Annotated in this window: 20 protein-coding genes; 6 read left to right on the forward strand and 14 right to left on the reverse strand. The window is 40.4% G+C overall.

What is annotated here, in order from left to right; genetic code table 11:
• The first annotated feature begins 1 nt into the window (after position 1).
• From GBI66_RS07060 to GBI66_RS07070, 3 genes are read left to right on the forward strand one after another with little or no spacing between them, the layout of a single operon-like run.
• Positions 2 to 2,041: a M3 family metallopeptidase gene (locus tag GBI66_RS07060; protein ID WP_151715611.1), complete on the forward strand. Its 2,040-nt coding sequence runs from the start codon at positions 2 to 4 to the stop codon at positions 2,039 to 2,041.
• 38 nt (positions 2,042 to 2,079) lie between these two features.
• Positions 2,080 to 2,286 carry a YheV family putative metal-binding protein gene (locus tag GBI66_RS07065; protein ID WP_004660391.1) on the forward strand — a complete coding sequence of 69 codons (207 nt, stop codon included), beginning with the start codon at positions 2,080 to 2,082 and terminating at the stop codon, positions 2,284 to 2,286.
• 10 nt (positions 2,287 to 2,296) lie between these two features.
• Complete coding sequence (locus GBI66_RS07070; protein WP_151715612.1) at positions 2,297 to 2,746, forward strand: hypothetical protein; 450 nt, start codon at positions 2,297 to 2,299, stop codon at positions 2,744 to 2,746.
• Positions 2,747 to 2,794: 48 nt separating this feature from the next.
• On the opposite strand, the gene GBI66_RS07075 is transcribed toward GBI66_RS07070, so the two are convergent.
• Complete coding sequence (locus GBI66_RS07075) at positions 2,795 to 3,709, reverse strand: DMT family transporter (RefSeq protein ID WP_151715613.1); 915 nt, start codon at positions 3,707 to 3,709, stop codon at positions 2,795 to 2,797.
• Positions 3,710 to 3,823: 114 nt separating this feature from the next.
• On the opposite strand from GBI66_RS07075, the gene GBI66_RS07080 reads away from it, so the two are divergent.
• Both GBI66_RS07080 and GBI66_RS07085 read left to right on the forward strand, forming a co-directional pair.
• Positions 3,824 to 4,591 carry a helix-turn-helix transcriptional regulator gene (locus tag GBI66_RS07080; RefSeq protein WP_151715614.1) on the forward strand — a complete coding sequence of 256 codons (768 nt, stop codon included), beginning with the start codon at positions 3,824 to 3,826 and terminating at the stop codon, positions 4,589 to 4,591.
• A gap of 111 nt (positions 4,592 to 4,702) precedes the next feature.
• Positions 4,703 to 5,584 carry a DMT family transporter gene (locus GBI66_RS07085; protein WP_151715615.1) on the forward strand — a complete coding sequence of 294 codons (882 nt, stop codon included), beginning with the start codon at positions 4,703 to 4,705 and terminating at the stop codon, positions 5,582 to 5,584.
• A 2-nt stretch (positions 5,585 to 5,586) separates the two neighbouring features.
• Here the strand turns inward: GBI66_RS07085 and GBI66_RS07090 are convergent, their stop codons facing one another.
• From GBI66_RS07090 to GBI66_RS07125, 8 genes are all read right to left on the reverse strand, one after another.
• Positions 5,587 to 5,895 carry a hypothetical protein gene (locus tag GBI66_RS07090; RefSeq protein ID WP_151715616.1) on the reverse strand — a complete coding sequence of 103 codons (309 nt, stop codon included), beginning with the start codon at positions 5,893 to 5,895 and terminating at the stop codon, positions 5,587 to 5,589.
• A 68-nt stretch (positions 5,896 to 5,963) separates the two neighbouring features.
• Positions 5,964 to 8,168, reverse strand: a complete 2,205-nt coding sequence (locus GBI66_RS07095; protein WP_151715617.1) for a TRAP transporter large permease subunit — start codon at positions 8,166 to 8,168, stop codon at positions 5,964 to 5,966.
• Between the two features lie 496 nt (positions 8,169 to 8,664).
• Positions 8,665 to 10,875 (reverse strand): TRAP transporter large permease subunit, encoded by a 2,211-nt coding sequence (locus GBI66_RS07100; protein ID WP_151715618.1) that lies wholly within the window; start codon positions 10,873 to 10,875, stop codon positions 8,665 to 8,667.
• A gap of 144 nt (positions 10,876 to 11,019) precedes the next feature.
• Positions 11,020 to 11,607 (reverse strand): rhombosortase, encoded by a 588-nt coding sequence (gene rrtA / locus GBI66_RS07105; protein WP_151715619.1) that lies wholly within the window; start codon positions 11,605 to 11,607, stop codon positions 11,020 to 11,022.
• Positions 11,608 to 11,682: 75 nt separating this feature from the next.
• Complete coding sequence (locus tag GBI66_RS07110; protein WP_151715620.1) at positions 11,683 to 12,798, reverse strand: hypothetical protein; 1,116 nt, start codon at positions 12,796 to 12,798, stop codon at positions 11,683 to 11,685.
• A 359-nt stretch (positions 12,799 to 13,157) separates the two neighbouring features.
• Positions 13,158 to 13,364, reverse strand: a complete 207-nt coding sequence (locus GBI66_RS07115; RefSeq protein WP_151715621.1) for a hypothetical protein — start codon at positions 13,362 to 13,364, stop codon at positions 13,158 to 13,160.
• A gap of 207 nt (positions 13,365 to 13,571) precedes the next feature.
• On the reverse strand, positions 13,572 to 13,961 hold the full coding sequence (locus tag GBI66_RS07120; RefSeq protein ID WP_151715622.1) for a hypothetical protein: 390 nt from the start codon (positions 13,959 to 13,961) through the stop codon (positions 13,572 to 13,574).
• Positions 13,954 to 14,211: a succinate dehydrogenase assembly factor 2 gene (locus GBI66_RS07125; RefSeq protein WP_151715623.1), complete on the reverse strand. Its 258-nt coding sequence runs from the start codon at positions 14,209 to 14,211 to the stop codon at positions 13,954 to 13,956. Before GBI66_RS07125 ends, GBI66_RS07120 begins: the two co-directional genes overlap by 8 nt.
• A gap of 187 nt (positions 14,212 to 14,398) precedes the next feature.
• Between GBI66_RS07125 and GBI66_RS07130 the strand changes: the two genes are divergently transcribed.
• Positions 14,399 to 15,571, forward strand: a complete 1,173-nt coding sequence (locus tag GBI66_RS07130) for an acyl-CoA dehydrogenase family protein (RefSeq protein WP_005318008.1) — start codon at positions 14,399 to 14,401, stop codon at positions 15,569 to 15,571.
• Positions 15,572 to 15,620: 49 nt separating this feature from the next.
• On the opposite strand, the gene GBI66_RS07135 is transcribed toward GBI66_RS07130, so the two are convergent.
• The 5 genes from GBI66_RS07135 to GBI66_RS07155 form a co-directional block, all read right to left on the reverse strand.
• Positions 15,621 to 16,121 (reverse strand): DUF2059 domain-containing protein, encoded by a 501-nt coding sequence (locus GBI66_RS07135; protein ID WP_151715624.1) that lies wholly within the window; start codon positions 16,119 to 16,121, stop codon positions 15,621 to 15,623.
• A gap of 127 nt (positions 16,122 to 16,248) precedes the next feature.
• Positions 16,249 to 17,739 carry an NAD(P)/FAD-dependent oxidoreductase gene (locus GBI66_RS07140; protein WP_004804131.1) on the reverse strand — a complete coding sequence of 497 codons (1,491 nt, stop codon included), beginning with the start codon at positions 17,737 to 17,739 and terminating at the stop codon, positions 16,249 to 16,251.
• 351 nt (positions 17,740 to 18,090) lie between these two features.
• On the reverse strand, positions 18,091 to 18,588 hold the full coding sequence (locus GBI66_RS07145) for a GNAT family N-acetyltransferase (protein WP_151715625.1): 498 nt from the start codon (positions 18,586 to 18,588) through the stop codon (positions 18,091 to 18,093).
• A 150-nt stretch (positions 18,589 to 18,738) separates the two neighbouring features.
• Positions 18,739 to 19,104 carry a 50S ribosomal protein L17 gene (rplQ, locus tag GBI66_RS07150; RefSeq protein WP_004641032.1) on the reverse strand — a complete coding sequence of 122 codons (366 nt, stop codon included), beginning with the start codon at positions 19,102 to 19,104 and terminating at the stop codon, positions 18,739 to 18,741.
• 18 nt (positions 19,105 to 19,122) lie between these two features.
• Positions 19,123 to 20,130 carry a DNA-directed RNA polymerase subunit alpha gene (locus GBI66_RS07155; protein WP_004804125.1) on the reverse strand — a complete coding sequence of 336 codons (1,008 nt, stop codon included), beginning with the start codon at positions 20,128 to 20,130 and terminating at the stop codon, positions 19,123 to 19,125.
• Between the last annotated feature and the right edge of the window lie 9 nt (positions 20,131 to 20,139).

Below are 20,139 nucleotides of genomic sequence, written 5' to 3' on the forward strand. Positions count from 1 at the left end.
AATGACACTCCAGCAAGCGACACTTCCCGTTCCTCAATTTGATCAAATTCAACTTGCCGACTTAAAACAACAAATTGAACAGACCATTCAAAACGGCCAAAACTTCCTGAGTCAACTCAATGAGGTTCCACAAGGCACTGAAGCCCAACTGGCAACATTGACCGAAGTTGATCAACTTGAAAATAATATGAGTGAAGCATGGGGGATTTTGTCACATCTCAATGCTGTGATGAACAATGCCGAAACCCGTGAGGTGTATCAGGCACTGCTACCAAGTTTAAGTGAATACTATACGCAGCTTGGGCAACACACGGCACTGTATCAAACCTATCAACAGATTCATGATAGTGATGTATTTCAAACACTGAGCGAAGCACAACAGAGTGCGATTAAACTGGCTCTACGTGATTTCAAACTGTCAGGTGTTGCACTCGAAGGTGAAGCTAAAAAGCGCTATGCAGAAATCTCAGCACGTTTATCTCAACTGTCCTCAGATTTCTCAAACCATGTATTAGATGCAACACAAGCCTACTTTAAACCTCTAACGGAAGCGCAACTCAAAGGCCTGCCACAAAGCAGTGTTGAACTGTTAAAACAATACGGACAACAACGCGAGCTTGAGCAAGCTGTTGCCACACTCGACTTCCCTGCTTACTTTGCCATTTTGACCTATGCTGAAGATCGTGAGTTGAGAGAAGAGCTGTATAAGGCTTACGTTACCCGCGCATCAGAACAATCTGACCAAACAGAATTTGATAATACCCCAGTGATGGAAGAAATCCTCAGCTTGCGTCAGGAAATGGCTCAGTTGCTAGGTTTCAACAATTATGCAGAATACTCACTTGCCAGCAAAATGGCACCAGATGTTGAAACAGTAAATCAATTCTTAGTCGATTTGGCAGAACATGCGCGTACGCCAGCACTGGCTGAAATTGCAGAGCTCAAAACCATTGCACAACAAGATGGTATCGAGGAACTCAAACCTTGGGATGCAACCTATTATTCTGAAAAGTTGAAACAACAACAGTTCAACCTTTCGCAAGAAGCACTTAAACCATATTTCCCTGCACCGAAGGTGGTTCAAGGTTTATTTCAGATCGTACAACGTCTTTATGGTATTCAGATTGTCGAACGCCAAGCCCCTGTGTGGCAGAATGATGTCCGTTACTTTGAAATTGAAGATCAAGGTCAAGTGGTGGGTGGTTTCTACTTCGACTTATACGCACGCAATGGCAAACGTGGTGGTGCATGGATGAGCGGTTTCCGTTCTCGTGTGCAAACGGCAAATGGACTACAAAAACCAATTTGCTATATGGTGTGTAACTTTACCCCACCAATTGGCGATCAACCTGCCCTGCTTACCCACGATGAAGTAATTACTTTGTTCCATGAGTTTGGTCATGGCTTACATCATATGTTGACCGAAGTGGATAACATCTCGGTTGCAGGGACACACGGCGTAGCTTGGGATGCAGTTGAATTACCAAGTCAGTTTATGGAATTCTGGGCATGGGACAATGAAAGTTTAGATGTACTCAGCGAGCACACCGAAACAAAACAAACGTTGCCACAAGAATTGTTATCCGCGTTATTGAATGCACGTTTCTTCCAATCAGGTATGCAAACTTTACGTCAAATTGAGTTTGCTTTATTTGATCTCACGATTCATCGTCAAGCACCTGCATTAAACAGCCAGCAAATCCAAGCAACTTTAGATGATATTCGCAGTAAATTTGCGGTTGTACCGGCTGTTGCTTATAACCGTTTCCAGCACAGTTTTAGTCATATTTTTGCAGGCGGTTATGCTGCGGGCTACTACTCGTATAAATGGGCGGAAGTTTTAGCGAGTGATGCTTTTGACCGTTTCGAAAGTGAAGGTATTTTTAATGCTGAGACTGGAAAAGAGTTTAGAAAGTTTATTCTAGCAGTTGGCGGAAAAGATACAGCACTTGATGCGTTTCGCAATTTCCGAAAAAGAGAGCCTAAAATAGATGCGTTATTACGTCATCAAGGTTGGACGAACACAGATAAAACCGCTTAAACTATGTCATTATTATTCACAGGGTGTAATTAACTGACATGAAAAGACAGTTCATCGCGGGCGCAAAATGCCCTAAATGTGGCGCCTTAGATCGTGTAGTTAAGATCATCACTGTGGATGACGAGTGGATTGAATGTATCGAATGTGCTTATAGCGAAAAACGCCCGACCCACGTGGAAGAGCAGCAACCCGCTGAGCCAGATGAAATTGGGGTGATACAGTTCAAACCTCGTCATTTTGACTAGAAGGTTAAAAATGATGTCCACATACCAAACTGAAAATTCCAAATTATTATGGATGATAATTGCTGGAATGAGTGTTGTAGTGGTGCTGTTCCTTGCTGTCCAATGGTTTTTAGCACAAAAAGACCAGCAAACAAGTACCACCGTAACTCAGCCTGTTGCAACAGAAAACGTTGCAGCACCCTCTGAGCAAACAACCACAGCCGCTGAAGAAACCACAGCAACACCTGATGTTGCAGAACCGATCCAATTGGTTGAAGCATCTATCATCAAGGAACCAATTCCAGCCAATGACACTTTAGCGAAAGAAGAAATCGCGAAGCTGGATGATATTCACCAACAATTGCAAGACCAACAGCATGATTTGAAACAGCAAAATAGCGATGTGGATACATTGCTCAAGCTGAAAGAAGATCAGATTAAGCTCTTGGAAGCCCAGATTGCTGCCCAGAATAAATCTTAAAAAAGAAAAGCTTTAACCTCGGTTAAAGCTTTTTTGTTAGTGGTCTCTCTAATCTAAAATTTGCTTTGATCCTTGTTTGAATTGAATCGGCTTCTGGATGGTTTGCGCAATTAAAATTCCCAACAACGTTAAGCCGCCACCAATATAGTGAAACATCTGTAAATGCTCCCCCAATAAGGCCACTGCAATCAATGCCGTAAATAAGGGCAATAGATTCATAAAAATACTATTTCGATTCGGCCCTAAATGTCTCACCCCTTCAATCCATAAATAAGATAACAACACCGATGAAAAAATACTGGCATAAACAATCAGCGGAATGGTTTGTTGATTCAGTTGGATTTCCGATGCAGGCAAAAATATGAAAAATGGCAATACATAAACAATCGCAAAACTAGATTGTACGAAGTTAGATTCCCACGCAGGGATCGGCATTTTCCAACGTTTCAGTAAAACGCCATATAAGGCATAACCTGCTGCCGCGATCAACATTAAGCCATCGCCCAAATGAACACCTTGCTTCCAAATATCAACAATTGAACCATGACTTAGCAAATACAAAATGCCATAAAAAGATAAGGCTCCTCCAAACAACATGCCATAACTGATGCGATCTTTCAGCATCACACTCGTTAAAATCATGGTTAGTAAAGGAATCAATGCCGTCACAATTGCCATATTGGTTGCTGTGGTGGTCGCTGCCGCTCGATAGGACAAAAACTGAAATAGAGATACTGAAAGAAAACCACCAAGCGCCAACTGTTTCCAATACTGCTTAATGGTCTGTCGATTTTTCCAGACAGGAATCAGCACAAATGTACTCATCACAGTGAGTGCTAGTACCAAACGATAAAATGTGATTGCCACAGGAGAAATGGCATGGCTGGCCATTTTAGACACCACCACATTCCCAGCCCAAAACAAGATAGCGAATAAGGGATAAAAGTAAGCTTTCTGAAACATGATCTAGACCTGTACATTGCGGTATCAATCATGCTAAAAAATATTCAGACTATAGTTTCTCGATAATAAGACGACTACTATCGAGAAAAAGACAATCGATTTGAGATGCTTGATATGGGAAAGAACTTTGAACATGGCTTTTTAGATTATCCCGTCTATGCCTTTTCTGAAAATTATCCCCATGGTCATATTGAAGATTGGCATAGCCATGATCGGATTCAGTTGATCCATACCCTATCGGGCGTGATCCGTGTTCAGACCCTTGAGGGAATTTGGATTACGCCACCAGGACGCGGTGTCTGGATTCCTGCACAAAAACCACATGCACTACTCAGTAGTGGTGATGTTAAAGCACGGGGAGTTTTTATTGAGGTATCACCACAAACCAATATGCTGGATGAATGTCGCGTTGTCGCAATTCCTGCCTTATTAAGAGAACTCATGAGCAGTGCCATGGACATACGGACAAGAATTCAAACCAACAGTCGTAATGAACGACTACTGCAATTGATTTTAGATGAGGTCAGACTATTACCGACTCTCGCCTTCAATCTACCCGATCCCCAAAATCCAAAACTTCAGCAACTATGCCAAAGAATTAAAGACAATTTAGCTGTGGAATGGAGTCTAGAAGATACCGCAGCTCAACTACATATGAGTAGTAAAACGTTGGCACGGCACTTCCAAAAGGAAACTGGCTTACATTTTTCTCATTGGGTGCGCCAAGCCAAACTGATGCAAGCCATGATTGATTTGGCGATGAACAAACCTGTATTAAATGTGGCTCTCGACCTAGGTTATGACAGCCCCAGTGCTTTTAGTGCCATGTTTAAGCGTGAAACCAGCATGACACCAAGTGATTATCTGAAGCAATTTACTTAAAGAGTTGATCAATTACTTGAGAGTTCAGTCGCGCCATCTACATGAGAATCTCATTTCTTTCCGCACAGCAGAAGCATAAAATAAGCACAATCTCCCAATACAATCATCGCTATGGATGCTCAACAAACCAATCGCAACCTCGTCCTCGCGATTGGCTGTCTTACCCTTTCTGCTCTGCTCTTTTCAGTGATGGGGATCTGTATTCGTTATGCCTCACACACAGTAGATAACTACACCATTGTATTTTTCCGTAATGTGGTTGGACTGGTCCTTTTTTTGCCATTTATTTTTAAGCAAGGAACCAGCTTTGTAAAAACAGAAAAACTGTGGATGCATACCTGGCGCAGTATTGTCGGACTCGCTGCAATGTATGGATTCTTCTATGCTATTGCCCATTTAAAACTCTCCAATGCCATGGTGTTTACCTATTCCTCTCCGATCTTTATTCCACTGATTGCATGGCTTTTTTTGAAAGAGAAAATCACCACGGCGATGCTCTGTGCAGCAGGCTTGGGCTTTATAGGTGTCTTCTGTGTTGCAAAGCCTGATCAAGGCTTACTGAATTGGATTTCAATCGTTGGCATCAGTTCGAGTTTATTGGCATCGATGGCCTTTGTCACAGTGCGCGCACTCACCCAAACAGAACCACCTGAACGAATCGTATTTTATTTCTGTTTTATTGGTTCATTACTGTCTGTGATTCCGATGTTTTGGATGTGGCGACCTTACCATCTCCATGAACTATTTTTTCTTATTGCGGCAGGTGTGCTGGCCAATGTCAGCCAAATCTTTATGTCACATGCTTATCGTCTTGCCCCTGCTGGGCAAATTGCGCCTGTTAACTATGTAGCGATTATCTTTGCTGGGATCTGGGGTTTTTTACTGTGGAATGAAGTGCCTGATCTATATAGTGTGATTGGTTTTGGCATTATTATTTTGGCTATTTTTTTATGTAGCCCTTTAATACAAAGGTCAAAAAAGTCAGTATTGTAAGTTCATGACTTTGGATACGGGTGCAAATCCAGTACATAGTGACCAAGAATTTCCCGTTTCGGCTTATCAACAATTACAACAAGATAGGTATTATCTAAGGGCACTGGGATATTCATATGCTGGAATTGCCCATCTTGAGTTTCATAAATATGTTTCACATACCATTCCCATGCAGTACAAGAATGATAGAGCTGTTCAATCACAAGATCAGCATATCCCCATAAATCTACAATTTCCTCCGCACTCTCTGTGATATCTCGCATAGGAGGAAAAAAGGTTGCCTGATATTCTTCCTGACTCAATTCTTTCATGGATTAACCTATTCAATAAAATAATAATAAAAAAGCAGCCTAAGCTGCTTTTCTTTTAGTATCAACAGTTAATGCTTATACCAACCAAACATCTGGAAGATATACGGTGCATAAGTCACCAACACCAACGATGAGAACAAGACGATAATTGGTAATAACCAACGCTCGTAGCGGAAGTAGAAACTGGTGTATTTCTCTTTCGCTTCCTTATCTGCAGCCGTAACCTCCTCATCCCCGACGGAGAGTCGCGTCAGCAAGTGATTCAGGGCAACTGGCGGTGTTACGTAACCAAATTCGAATGCAACCAATACGATCATCCAGAAGTGAATTGGATGAATACCATTCTCGTAGGCGACAGGTGCAACGGTTGCAGCAACCAAAATCACCGCACCGAATGGATCGGTTGTCATACCAATAATGGCAAGTAACAGCGCAATAAAGGCAAGTGAAATATAGATATTACCCAAGTGCGTTGGTAATAACTCAACCACTTCGGCACGCTCGATTAAACCACCAACGCTTGCAGACAATGCCATAAGCAGGATTAATGCACCGATATGTCCAACCGTTTCTGATGTCGCAAAACGCAATGCACCACCAAAACCCAAGCTCTTGCCACCATGTGGATCATGTGACTTCAGGAATTCTGATTTCTTTTCATGCTCACGAACTAGTGCTTCATGCTTCGCATCAACAACGGGTGCAGGTGCAAGTTTTGCTGAAAATAACTTGTCAAACAAGATCATTGCAATCAATACCAACGGTAAAATCATTGGTGCAGTGAATTCATTGATTGAGGTATCTAAAGCAAGCTTATAAAACATCACTACAGCAAAACCAATGATGATATAAGGAATCACAGGTACACATGCACGTAACATTCCTGGAACTGCAACTTTAGGCGAGTTCACACGGAATTTTTCTTCAGCAAGAATTAATGAAACACCAAGGAAAATGAATGCTGTTAACCAGAAGACATAGATACCATGATCAAATAACTCAGTAGAAGTCACATGACGACTGTCGAGCATCGAGATCAAGATAACCAATAGACATGGACGAATCACCACACCCAAAGAACCTGACATTGCAGATACAGCCAAGGCATATTGACGACGCGCACCAGAGTTCCAGACTTCTTTATAAATGATCGCACCCGCTGCGATAACGAAAATACCCGAAGCACCTGTATATGCTGTTGGGATCGCCGCTGCAATCAAGATCAACCAAGTTAAAGTTTCAGGTGCCAAGTTCCATGGACGTAGGATATTTAAGAATAAATCCATCACACGTGTTTGAGTGAGCAACATACCTGCCCAAATAAACAATGCCAGATTTAAGAAAATACCTGAGAACTCAACCAAGATACCTAAGTAAATCCCTTGCCCCATTGGATAATCCATGAAGAAGGTAAATACAATTCCTGTCACCAAAGACATGAACGCGTACAGTGGCACACTGAGTAAAGCTAAACCAAAGTTACCCTTCGGCTGAGCGGTCTTCGGAATAAAGATAAATTGGAAAATACTGATAATGGTCAGTGATACAAATAGTGCAATCCACAACCAGTACAAGACAGCTGTTTTACCCGCAACCTCTACCCCAGAATTCAATACCGAGTGATATTGGCTGACAACTGAATAACTAAGTAAAGCATTACCCGCAACCATCAACGCCGAATAGACACGGAAGTCAATTTTGGTTTTTGGCGCACGTAAACCGATGTGATGGTAACGTAAAGATGCTGTAATTGAAGCAAACAATACCATTATCAATAAAATAACAGTTTGGTTTTCAGATCCCAGTTTAAAGATACCAAAGAAGGTGGTTTCAACTTTACGATAGGTACGAATGCTTGGATGAGCTTCCAAATGCTTCATTGCTTTATCGTAGAATTGATATTTTTCTTCACACTGTTGTTGTGCTGCGAGTAAAGATGCACGAACATCAGATTCAGAAGCCGCACCAAACATACTTGCAAATTCATCGGCAGCATTAGCTTTCATCTGCTCTTGAACTTGTGCATCAATGTTAGGATGTCGATCACAAGATGGTTTTTCAGGTTCCGCCCGTAAAAATGAATACTGCATCCCTGTTGTCTGATCACCGTACAGACGCTCCCCCATACGAAGCATCTGACCGTGAATCATTTCGCCTGTACCAATAAGCAAAGTCATTAGCAACAAAGCAAGAATAATGAAGGTTGATATCCAGTCATTCCAGATATAGCCTAACCGGGCTAATCCAGTCTTATTCTCTTGATCATTTTGCATGTCTATTCCAATTTATTGTTATCAACATCCATCCAAAGATGTTGAATCATGCGCTGTCCATGGTTGATAGATAAATGAATTTACCCTTTGAATCACCAATCCCTTTTAAACCGCTTAAATTTGCAGCAAACTTTTAGAAAAAAGAATGACTGCAATCACTTTTTTATTGGTTGTTTTTATCAATTTATATGTACTCTCGAGTGCCCTCTATTGCCATCCTTATTTTAATTAATAACTTAGTTGCCTAAATAATCTTTTTACAGCTCCCTCTACTGCAAGATAAATGAGCGCTAAAGCAGACTACTCCATCTTTTCCGTCTATTTATAGCATAACTATTTCGATCTAAAAATGTTATTTTAATCACATAATAATCTTCTCTGGCATAAATTCACATATTCTTATTCTTTCATTCGATATTTACTAGCTACCCCCTAATTCTCTGCTGTAAAAAAAGCACCCGGAGGTGCTTTTTTTATCTTTAAAGCACTGTTTTAACTAGCTATACCAACCAAACAATTTGAAGGTATAAGGGATATAGGCAATAATTAAAATTGCAGGAACCATCACCAATAGCGGTAGTATCCAACGTTCATAACGATAGAAGAAGGAAAGATGACGAACTTCCGCATCTGCTTCGGCCACCTCAGCATCCCCAATCGACTGTCTCGCCAATAAATGATTCAGTGCAACTGGTGGTGTTACATAACCCAGTTCAAATCCAATCAATGCAATCATCCAGAAATGAACAGGATCAATGCCATATTGATAAGCGACTGGTGCAACAGTTGCAGTAATTAAAATTACAGCACCAAATGGGTCCATAATCATGCCTACAAAAATCATCAGCAAAACAATCAGTGTAATCACTAAGTAAGTGCTATTTATATTTTGTGGGAATGTTTCCATGATATGAATCTGCTCCAGGAAACCACCGACGCTGACTGAAAGCGCCATTAAAATGACCAAAGCACCAATATGTCCCACCGTCTCACTGGTTGATGTATGTAATGCTTTACCAAAGGAAATTCGGCGTGCAGGATTACGTGGATCATCTGCCGGATCGACTTTGGGCGTCGGTAAACTACCATCACTAGGTACAGTATATGAATCTAGAGTACTGTCCCAATGTCCAACAGGTGCTAAGGGCGCAGGTTCTTTACGTAACTTGTCAAACAACACCATCAGCAATAAAATCACAGGCATCATCACTGGTGCAGTAAATTCATTTAGATTTGTCGCTAAAGCATACTTATAGAACAGCCAAATCAAAATAAAAATGACGATATATGGTGATACTGGAACAAATGCACGTAGTGATTTTGGTAGGGCTACTTTAAATGGTGCAATTCTAAATTTTTGCTCTGCAAAGAACAGCGCAATAACCAAGAATAAAGTAGAGGTGAGTAAGAACACATACATACCGTATTTATAAAGTAGATCTGTGGTGACTTCTTTATTTAAAGAAGCAACAACCACAATCAATAGACACGGACGTAGCACCACGCCCAACGAACCTGAAAGTGCTGTTGCAGCCAAAGCAAATTGACGACGGCCACCTGCATTCCAAACTTCTTTATAAATAATGGCACCCGCTGCAATAACGAAAATACCTGAAGCGCCAGTGTAAGCTGTCGGCAAAGCCGCAGCAATTAAGATCAACCATGTTAATGTTTCTGGTGCCAAGTTCCACGGGCGTAAAATATTCAGGAACAAATCTACAATCCGCGTCTGTTTTAGCAACATCCCCGCCCAGATGAATAACGCCAGATTTAAGAAAATACTCGAGAACTCAACCAACTGCCCCAAGTAAATACCTTGGCCCATTGGATAAGCCATAAAGAAAGTAAAAGCAACTCCCGTGATAATAGCCATATAAGCATACAGCGGCACACTCAGGAAGGCTAAACCAACACTGCCACCCTCACGTGTCGGCGTTGGTGATTTGATTAACTGATATAGGCTAATCACAGTCAGTACGCCAAAAAGTATAATCCATAGCCAATAAATCAGCTTCATTTCTGAACCCATCGGAACACCTGAGTTCATGACCGATTGATATTGACTAATAACAGAGGAAGTCAGTAGACCATTGCCGATCAACATCGCAATGCTGTATATACGAAAATCGATTTTTGTTGCAGGGCTACGCAAACCAATATGATGTGTCTTTAAAGTGGCGCTAATGGCAGCAAATACCACCATGATCACTAAAAATAAAGCACGATTTTCAGTACCAAATTTAAAGATTCCAAAAAAACTTGTCTCAATTTGACGATAAGTACGCACACTTGGATGTGCCTCAATATGTGTCATAGCCTTATCATAAAATTGATATTTTTCTTCACATTGCTGCCGAGCCGCGATTAAAGAAGCACGTACATCTGCCTGTGAGGCAACACCAAACATACTGGCAAATTCATCAGCAGCATTAATCCGCATCTGCTCTTGAACTTGTGCATCAATGTTTGGGTTTCGGTCACAGGTGGGCTGTTCTGGTTCAGCGCGAAGGAAGGAATATTGCATCCCAATCGCAGGATCACCATATAAGCGTTCACCCATACGTAATAACTGACCGTGTACCATCTCACCAGTACCAATAATCAGTGTCATAAGTAATAACAAAAGAATAACAAAGGTTGATATCCACTCGGTCCAAATATAACTCAATAGACCTAATCCCGTTTTTTTCCGTTGATTATGCTGCATATTTATTCCAGTTTATTGTGATCAACACCTCTCCGAAGATGCTGAATCTTGCAATGTACATGGTTGATAGAGAATACATTTATTCCCTGTATAACCAATCCCTCTGTACCCACTGAATTATTATTAAGCGTCTTAATCAAATGATCATGTTTTTCTAGTTTTTATCTTTTTTATCTTTTTTATCAGTAAATAACCTAAACCACAGAGCAGCCCACCAATTGCACCTATCAAATGTGCTTCGGTTAGGACTGGACTGCCAATTAACTGGGCAGTCCCTGTTTGCCCAAATGTATTCTCCCAAACCAGTTTTGCCGTAATCAAAGCCAAAACTAAAATTGCGAATTTCCGTTCGTTCTTATATTGCAGATATACCACTCCCACGGCGGTATATAATCCATGCAAGACACCTGAAAGTCCTGCATAAGCATCAATATAAGGTAGATAAAAATAAAAAATGAAGCTAATGAACGGGGATAAAATCAACAACAATGCCCATAAATGCCAATTTCGGACATGAGGAAAAATAAAAGGCAAACATGCGAATGCCATCATATTTAGTAGAAAATGAACCCAGCCGACATGAACCCAATGTGCTGTCCAAATACGCCAAAATTCTGTGAGTAGATTGGGTCGCCAATAAATAAAATGATCATCAAAAACTTGTAGACAAGCCGATATGGAAATACATATCGCAATCAAAATGACTTTGCTTATCCATATTTGATCTTTCATTGGCTGGCTGCCCCCTAAAAAATAGACCTTTTACAATTTTAGATATTTCATTTGTAAAAGGTCGTTTAATTCAGGTTACTCCGCTGGAGTTTCTTGTGCGGGTGCTGCTTGATCTGATGCTGGTACAGCTTGATCCTGTGCAGGTGCTGCTTCACCACCGTCAAACAAGGAGTCCAACTCAGCCGAGCTTTCTTGTTTATCATCCCAGAATGAAGTAAGACCTTCATCACTCGCTCTCACACCCGTGTTTTCAGTCCAATAACGATCTGCGATACCACGAACCATCAAACCTGCCATTTTATCAATCAATCTAAATTGTGGGTTCGCAGGTTTATCTTCACCAGTTGCCGCAGCATATGAACGGAAAGCATCACGCAGTTTGGCATCATCACCACTGGCTTGTGCAGCAACTGCATAAAGTGCATGCGCTAAACGAACGCCCTTCTTCTCGCCAATTGCCATAGATTGCTTCATGGTGGCATATGGTTCAGGTTTTCCATCACCAGCACCCGGTAGTAAGGTCCAGATCACAGCACGGGTTGCCATTGGAGCACCCCAGAATTTTTCATTATCCAAACAGGTCATGCCTCGCTCAACGATCCCCGCAATATCCTTAGGAACATTGATCGCACCACCTGAGTTAATATCATTGGTCATGGCTTGCAAACCACTCACCATACCGAGTAAATAAACGGTTTGATCTAGATCATTGCGCATGGTTGGGCATGAATCGCCTAATTTATATTTGTATTTAGTTTCCCAACGATTGGCAAAAAGTTGATAGCCTGCATATTGACGCTCAGCCGCAATCGCAGCCCAACGTTTCTGCTCAATACGTGCATCTTGCGCTTCAGACACTTGCCCAGCTTTAGAGGCACGCAAATAACGTAATTCTGCTTCTAAGGCTTGATTCTCAGCACACACACCTGCTGCTGTATAAAGCAATACAGCTATACGAGTTGGATCAGCCCCCATATCTTTGGTTGACATGACCGCAGGCGTTAAAGCATTCCCTGAGTTACACACCATTTCGGCATCATCCATCGACAAAATCGGTGGAACAATATGTTTTTCACCAAAACCAAGTGCTACATTCGCACCCGTTTTAATCACATAAGAACATCCTGATAGCATTGATGTTGTTAATACAGCAACCGCCACACCCTGCCCAATTTTATGGAGTTTAGACATACTTCCTGTCCCTCTAATAATTTGTTTTTTCCTTTTAGCTGTACATTATCAGATGCAATACTTGAATTAAAGAGTAATTGCTCTAATTTAACGAGGACATTTTGACATAATTCACAAATGAAAGAATTGACAAATACGCAGCAATACAGAAATTTCAGGCAAAAAAAAGTAGCATTGCGACGGTTCAGCACATGCTACTTATTAACTGGTAAAATCGTGAAACTCTTTATATTTTAGTTTTGTTGAAAATAATCCTTGAGTAATGTTCCAGCTCTTCCTACTACAATCGCCATAACGATCGCAATTACCAGAAACATCCACATTGAAATCTCCATAGAGACCTCCTACACTTGTTGTATCTACTTTTGATAGATACTAGATTGGCGTTCACCATCGATATTCACGGGAGAGTGATATATTGATGACACTTTCAATCTCTTTCTCTTGGTCACTACAACTTGACGTTGGCGTGATTCAAGAAATTCCCTGAGTAAAGTTCCTGCTCTTCCTACTACAATCGCAAGAATAATTGCGACCACCAGAAACGACCATGTTGGAATTTCCATTTTGGACCTCCACCATACTTTACGTTGGTGTTTGTACTTTAGCGAAAATAACTCGGCGTTGATTGCCAGATTGTCTGACAATCATAATTTTCACGATTTTTTAGAGTATTTAATCTAACAATTTAAACAAAACAAACCTTAATTTTAATTAAATTATTGAAATTTATATTTTTATTAATTTTATACAGTTGTAGAATTGTCAAACAATTATGCCAGTTTTGCACGTAATTTTAGCTTTTTCCACTGAGAATGTGATAATTGATCCCACCAAATAATGCAATTTTTATTCTTTTGATGAGAAAAATAGAGCGCGATATAAAATTGGTGATCTAATATTTTGACAATTTGTCGGCGCTGAATCTTTAATTTGGGGTCATAAAATTCGAACGAACATTCTTGATGATCTAAATATTCAAAACGTTTAATTTGTGGCTGTTTCAAAAATAAGAACCAAGCAACGCCCATCATGCAGAAGCACAATAGCCAAATCCGTAAGGCCAGTAAGGAATAAGTTAATCCGAGGATGGCAATGAAAATCAAGAGCTGCAATGCGATCGCAAAACGACTACGTTGCAGCTCGAAAACACCATTAGCCATGGACATAGTGTTTTAATTTTAAAATAAAATCTTTTAATTCTGTACGAGGCGGTTCCCCAACCTCCATAAACCAATCCAATAAATCCGGATCTTCTTGATCGACCAACTCCGCAAATAATGCCTTTTCAGCAATATCAGCTGTCAGGTAATGGTTTTTAACATAAGGATCAAAATACACATCGATTTCTTTTAAACCACGACGTGCACGATACACAACCTTACGCTCTTCCAGTGTCATTTCATCAGACATTATTGGCTCCGCAATGCAACAATTTTTCCATAGTGTACCCGATCTCCCCGATGAAGTTCTGAGAGATTTTTCTCAAGTGACCAAATACATCAATCAAATTGAGCATTGATCACATTGTTCACTATTTTCAATTTCTTGTATGGTGATGAAGATGATTTAAATCCAACACACTAGGGAAAAATAACAAATGCAATCAGGTGCTATTCGTCCAATTCCAAACATGCTCCCACGCAAACTGTTTACTTCAGACCACGAAGCATTTCGTGAAACAGTCCGTAAATTCTATGAGAAAGAAGTTGTTCCTAATATTGAAAAATATGAAAAACAACAACATGTAGATCGTGACTTATGGAATAAGGCAGGTGCACTTGGCTTGCTTTGCACGACCATGCCAGAACAATATGGTGGTTCAGGTGTAGATCGTCTTTACAGTATGATTCTGATCGAAGAACAAGCCTATGCTATGGATTCAAGCACGGGCTTCTCTTTGCATTCAGATATCGTTGCCAACTATATCAATAACTTCGGTAATGAAGAGCAAAAGCAACACTGGTTACCCAAAATGGCAACAGGTGAAGCAGTCACAGCGATTGCCATGACTGAACCTGGAACAGGTTCCGACCTACAAGCAGTTCGCACGACTGCTGTATTGGATGGCGATGAATATGTCATCAATGGTTCTAAAATCTTTATTACCAATGGCTATCTTTGCGACATGGCCATTGTGGTGTGTAAAACAGGTAACAATGAAAAAGGCTCAGCAAACTTATCTTTGCTGATTGTAGAAGCAGATCGTGCGGGTTTCAGCAAAGGTAAACCACTGAACAAAATTGGTATGAAAGGCCAAGATACCTGTGAATTGTTCTTTGATAATGTCCGTGTACCGAAAGAAAACCTATTAGGTATGGAAGGCATGGGCTTTATCATGTTGATGAAAGAGCTCGCTTGGGAACGTATGCTGGTTGCGATTATCTGTCAAGCAGGCGCTGAAGCAGCCTTTGCACATACCGTGCAATACACCAAAGATCGTAAAGCATTCGGCAAAGCCATTAGTACCTTCCAAAATACTCGTTTTAAACTGGCGGAATTGCGTACTGAAATTGATTTCTGTCGTACCTATCTCGATCGCTGTATGGAACTACAGCTTGAAGAAAACTTAGGTGTGGATGCGGCAGCAGCTGCCAAATACAAAATTTCAGATATGTTCTCAAAAGTTGTAGATGACTGCTTACAACTACATGGTGGTTATGGTTATATGCTGGAATATCCAATTGCCCGTGCCTATATCGACAACCGTGCCAATCGTATTTATGCAGGTACCAATGAAATCATGAAAGAACTGATTTCACGTACCCTCTAAATATCAATAAAACAAAGGGATCGTGCCCGATGCGCGATCCCTTTTTTATTTATTTCGATTCAGGTTTTTCAACAGCTTGAACAGGCTGCGGATTCATTCTTGCCATCAATTGCTTAACTTTAGGATTCTCAATATATTGTTGCATGGTGGTATTGAGCGCAGTACGCGCATTTTGTGTGGTGAAATGCGCGACTTCACTGCCAACATCACTGGCTTTCTTTGCCCAAGCCTTCCCTTCTACAGATTCATAGAAGGTCAATGCAGCTTGTAACTCTTTCTGGCTAAAACTTTCCACATAACGTTGCACGATAAATTGCTTACGCTGTTCACTATTCAGGTTTTTGCTCAAATCTGTATAAAAACTTTCGGGTAAGTCTTTTGGCAAACGCATACGAATTTGCTCTAAAATCATTTTATCGGTGTTTTGCAGTCCTTGCTCAGTCCCATCAACAGATACCAGCTTTTGTGCAATGACTTCTTTTTGTTTTACGTCATCGGCAAAGACTGATGTACTAAATAATAATGCCCCTAAGATGATGATTTTTTTCATCGTATTTTCCCTAATCAAAATTTTCTAATGTGCTCAATATACGCGATATTGATCGAATTTAAAGCCTGATTTCAAATAAAAAACCCCATGCTCATGCATAGGGTTTTTTAATAAATTCAATAAATAATTATGACACTAGCTTTGGCTTACGATCGACTTGCTCACCACGTTTATGGAATTGCAGGACCACATCGTTGAATGATGCATCTTTTAATTCTTTACGATCCGCAAGGTAGTTATTGGTAATTTTCCACGGTGCTTTTTTACCTTGTTTTGGCATCACATCTGCTGCACGTGCAATATAACCAGAAGACATTTTACCCATAATGGTATCTTGTTCACGCAATGCTGGATCCGCATGGGCAATGACTTCATCATAGCCATTTTTATCCATATGATTCAGCAAACGACAGATATAATCCGCTGCAATATCAACTTTCAATGTCCAAGATGCATTGATATAGCCAATGATCATTGCCATATTTGGTACATCACTTACCATAACACCTTGATATAGCATGTGTTGAGAGGTATCCATTGGCTTGCCATCGATTGTACCTTTTACGCCACCTAAGATTTGGATTTCCAAACCTGTCGCCGAAATCACAATATCAGCTTCAAGGTGTTTACCAGACTTCAATTGAATACCATTTGCCGTGAACTTCTCAATTTGATCCGTCTCAACATTGGCTTGGCCTTCACGTAACGCCTTGAACAAATCACCATCTGGCACAACACATAAACGTTGATCCCAAGGATTATAGCTTGGTGTAAAGTGTTTCATATCCACTTTACCCTTCAACTGTAATTCAATACCTTTCAACAATAAGCGACGAACTGTTTTCGGATATTTTTGCGCTAATGCATAAATACCACGTTGCATACCAATATTACGTGCACGGGTAAATTTATAAGCGGTTTCCTCAGACATAAATTTACGCGTTTTTTCATAAATGAAGTCAATTGAAGGAATCGTCGCAATATAAGAAGGAGAACGCTGTAACATGGTCACATGCCCCGCACCGCCTTTCACCATTGAAGGAACAAGGGTAATTGCGGTTGCACCACTACCAATAATAACGACTTTCTTGCCAGTGTAATCTAAGTTTTCAGGCCAGTGCTGTGGGTGGATCAATTGGCCTTTGAAATCTTCTTGTTTTGGGAATTTCGGCGCATAACCTTGATCATAGTTGTAGTAGCCTGTACAACCCATCACAAAATTTGCAGACCAAGTTTGCTTTTTCTTGTTACTGTCTTCAATTTCAACTGCCCATTTTTTCTTTGCAGAATCGTAGTTTGCAGAAAGGACACGATGACCAAAATGAATTTTATCTTTTAACTGATTTTCGCTGATTACATCGCTTAAATAACCTTTGATCTCAGCACCACTTGCCAATACTTTATCTTTTGCCCATGGTTTAAAATTAAAACCAAACGTTGACATATCCGAGTCAGAACGAATACCAGGGTAACGGAATAAATCCCAAGTCCCGCCAAAGCTATCACGACGTTCTAAGATTTCGAATTTACGTTGTGGACAGTTCTTCGAGAGATGCACAGCTAACCCAATCCCAGAGATACCTGCACCAATAATTAATACATCAACTTGCTTTTCCATTTTTTTTATACCCTGTATAAACCATGACTTTATTAAAGCACAAATTTGACAATACGCAATGTCAAGTTTGGTCATTCATCGGTTTTTTCATATCACTTCGGGACAATTTTAGAAAAAAGAGTGCTAAAAAATCCTGAGATTTCTGCTTGGATTTCGTTCAGTAGAGGGTTTGCTTTCGTAGATGAATAAAATTATCTGTACTCACTGAATACTTATAAACATGCTTTATTCAATATCTACAGGGAGACAACTTTTAAGGAAAAAGCTCAGGATAAGAGATGATGTAGAAATAGATGTATTAGCAATTTTAGATCGTAGCTTTAATTTCAAATAGAAAATGCCATTTATATCCTAGAATAAAAATAGCTTCATCAAAAGCTCATCTATATATTCTGCGTTACTTTTTAATGCTTTTGATTCCACCCCATAAGTTTGAAAACCAAACTTTTGATAAAGCTTAATTGCTGGCTGATTATCATCAGCGACAATAAGTAAAATTTGTTCTAGATATTCTTTACTATGTTCAATAACAGTCGTGAGTAATCTATCTGCCACTCCCTGTCTTTGAAATTCAGGTTCAATAAATACACTTGATAAATAAGCCTTATGAGCAAGCTTTGTTGCGACCTCTCGGGTTAAAGTCGCTAAACCAATAATTTTATCGTTATAGTAAACGCCAAAAACTGTTGAACTAGATAAGCAATTTTCAAAGAAACTTAAGGGTTTCACCACTTCTATACTATAAGTAGAACCAAACATTTCAGGGGCTTTTGCTAAAGCTGAAAGCCTGATCGTTCTAAAGTCATTCAGTTCATTCACACTTAGAATTTTAATCTCAATATTTAACATACTTGTCTATTTGAATTTTTATAGGATCACGACTTAATTTAGCATATCAACCAGTTGGCCAAACCCCAATTAATTAAAAAGATAAATAAAAAAGACCGGTTATTACACCGGTCTTTTTTGGAACAACTGACTGTTCTACACGTAGAAGTATTATTTTACTTCACGGTCAACGAGTTCAACGTAAGCCATCGGTGCAGCATCACCTGCACGGAAGCCCGCTTTAAGAACACGAAGATAACCGCCGTTACGTTCTTTGTAACGAGGGCCAAGAACGGTAAATAATTTACCAACAGTTGCTGCAGAACGAGTACGAGCAAACGCTAAACGACGGTTTGCTACTGTATCGTTTTTTGCCAAAGTGATTAAAGGCTCAGCAACGCGGCGAAGTTCTTTCGCTTTAGGTAAAGTTGTTTTAATTAACTCGTGCTCAACTAAAGCATTTGTTAAATTTTGGAACAACGCCTTACGGTGGCTGCTGGTACGGCCTAATTTCACACCACTATTACGATGACGCATGGTGATAGTCCTACTTAATTAACGGCTACGATAGGCAAAACGGTCATCCATACGGAGACTAGCTGGTGGCCAGTTCTCTAAACGCATGCCGAGTTGCAAACCTTTCGAAGCCAAAACATCTTTGATCTCTGTTAACGATTTTTTACCTAAGTTAGGAGTTTTTAACAACTCAACTTCAGTACGTTGAACAAGATCACCAATGTAGTAAATATTTTCTGCCTTCAAACAGTTAGCAGAACGAACAGTTAGCTCGAGATCATCTACTGGACGAAGCAAGATTGGGTCAACTTCTTCGCGAGGCTCTTGAGCAACAGGAGTTTGATCTTTCTGAAGATCAACAAAAATTGCAATTTGTTGTTGCAAGATTGTTGCCGCTTTGCGGATTGCTTCTTCTGGATCAACAGTTCCGTTAGTCTCAAGATCAATCACTAACTTATCAAGATCGGTACGTTGTTCAACACGAGCATTTTCTACTGTGTATGAAACACGCTTGATTGGGCTATAAGAAGCATCTAACTGTAAACGACCTACAGGACGTGTTTCACCTTCAGGGAAACGTGAGTCAGATGTTTCATAACCACGACCTTGAGAAACTTTAAGGCGCATTTTCAATGAACCTGTAGAACTCAAAGTACCGATTAAATGATCAGGGTTAACCACTTCAACATTATGAGGTAAACGAAGGTCAGCTGCAGTTACGTCACCCGCCCCTTGTTTCTCTAATGTCAAATATGCTTCGTTTTGATCGAACAGCTTAATAGACAATCCTTTTAGGTTCAGCAAGAGCTCGACGATGTCCTGCTGCAAGCCTTCTAAAGTACTGTACTCGTGCTCGACACCTTCTATTTCTACTTCAACCACAGCAGCGCCAGGTAAAGAAGACAATAGAATGCGACGTAAAGCATTACCTAGAGTATGACCAAAGCCACGCTCTAAAGGTTCCAGAATCACTTTTGCCGAGGTCCCGCTCACCGCTTCGACCTTGATCGCTTGCGGAGTTAGAAACTCGTTTGCAGTACGCGTCATTTATTGCTA

Source organism: Acinetobacter sp. TUM15071 (assembly GCF_008980925.1).
In the GTDB taxonomy this organism is placed as follows: Bacteria; Pseudomonadota; Gammaproteobacteria; order Pseudomonadales; family Moraxellaceae; genus Acinetobacter; species Acinetobacter dispersus.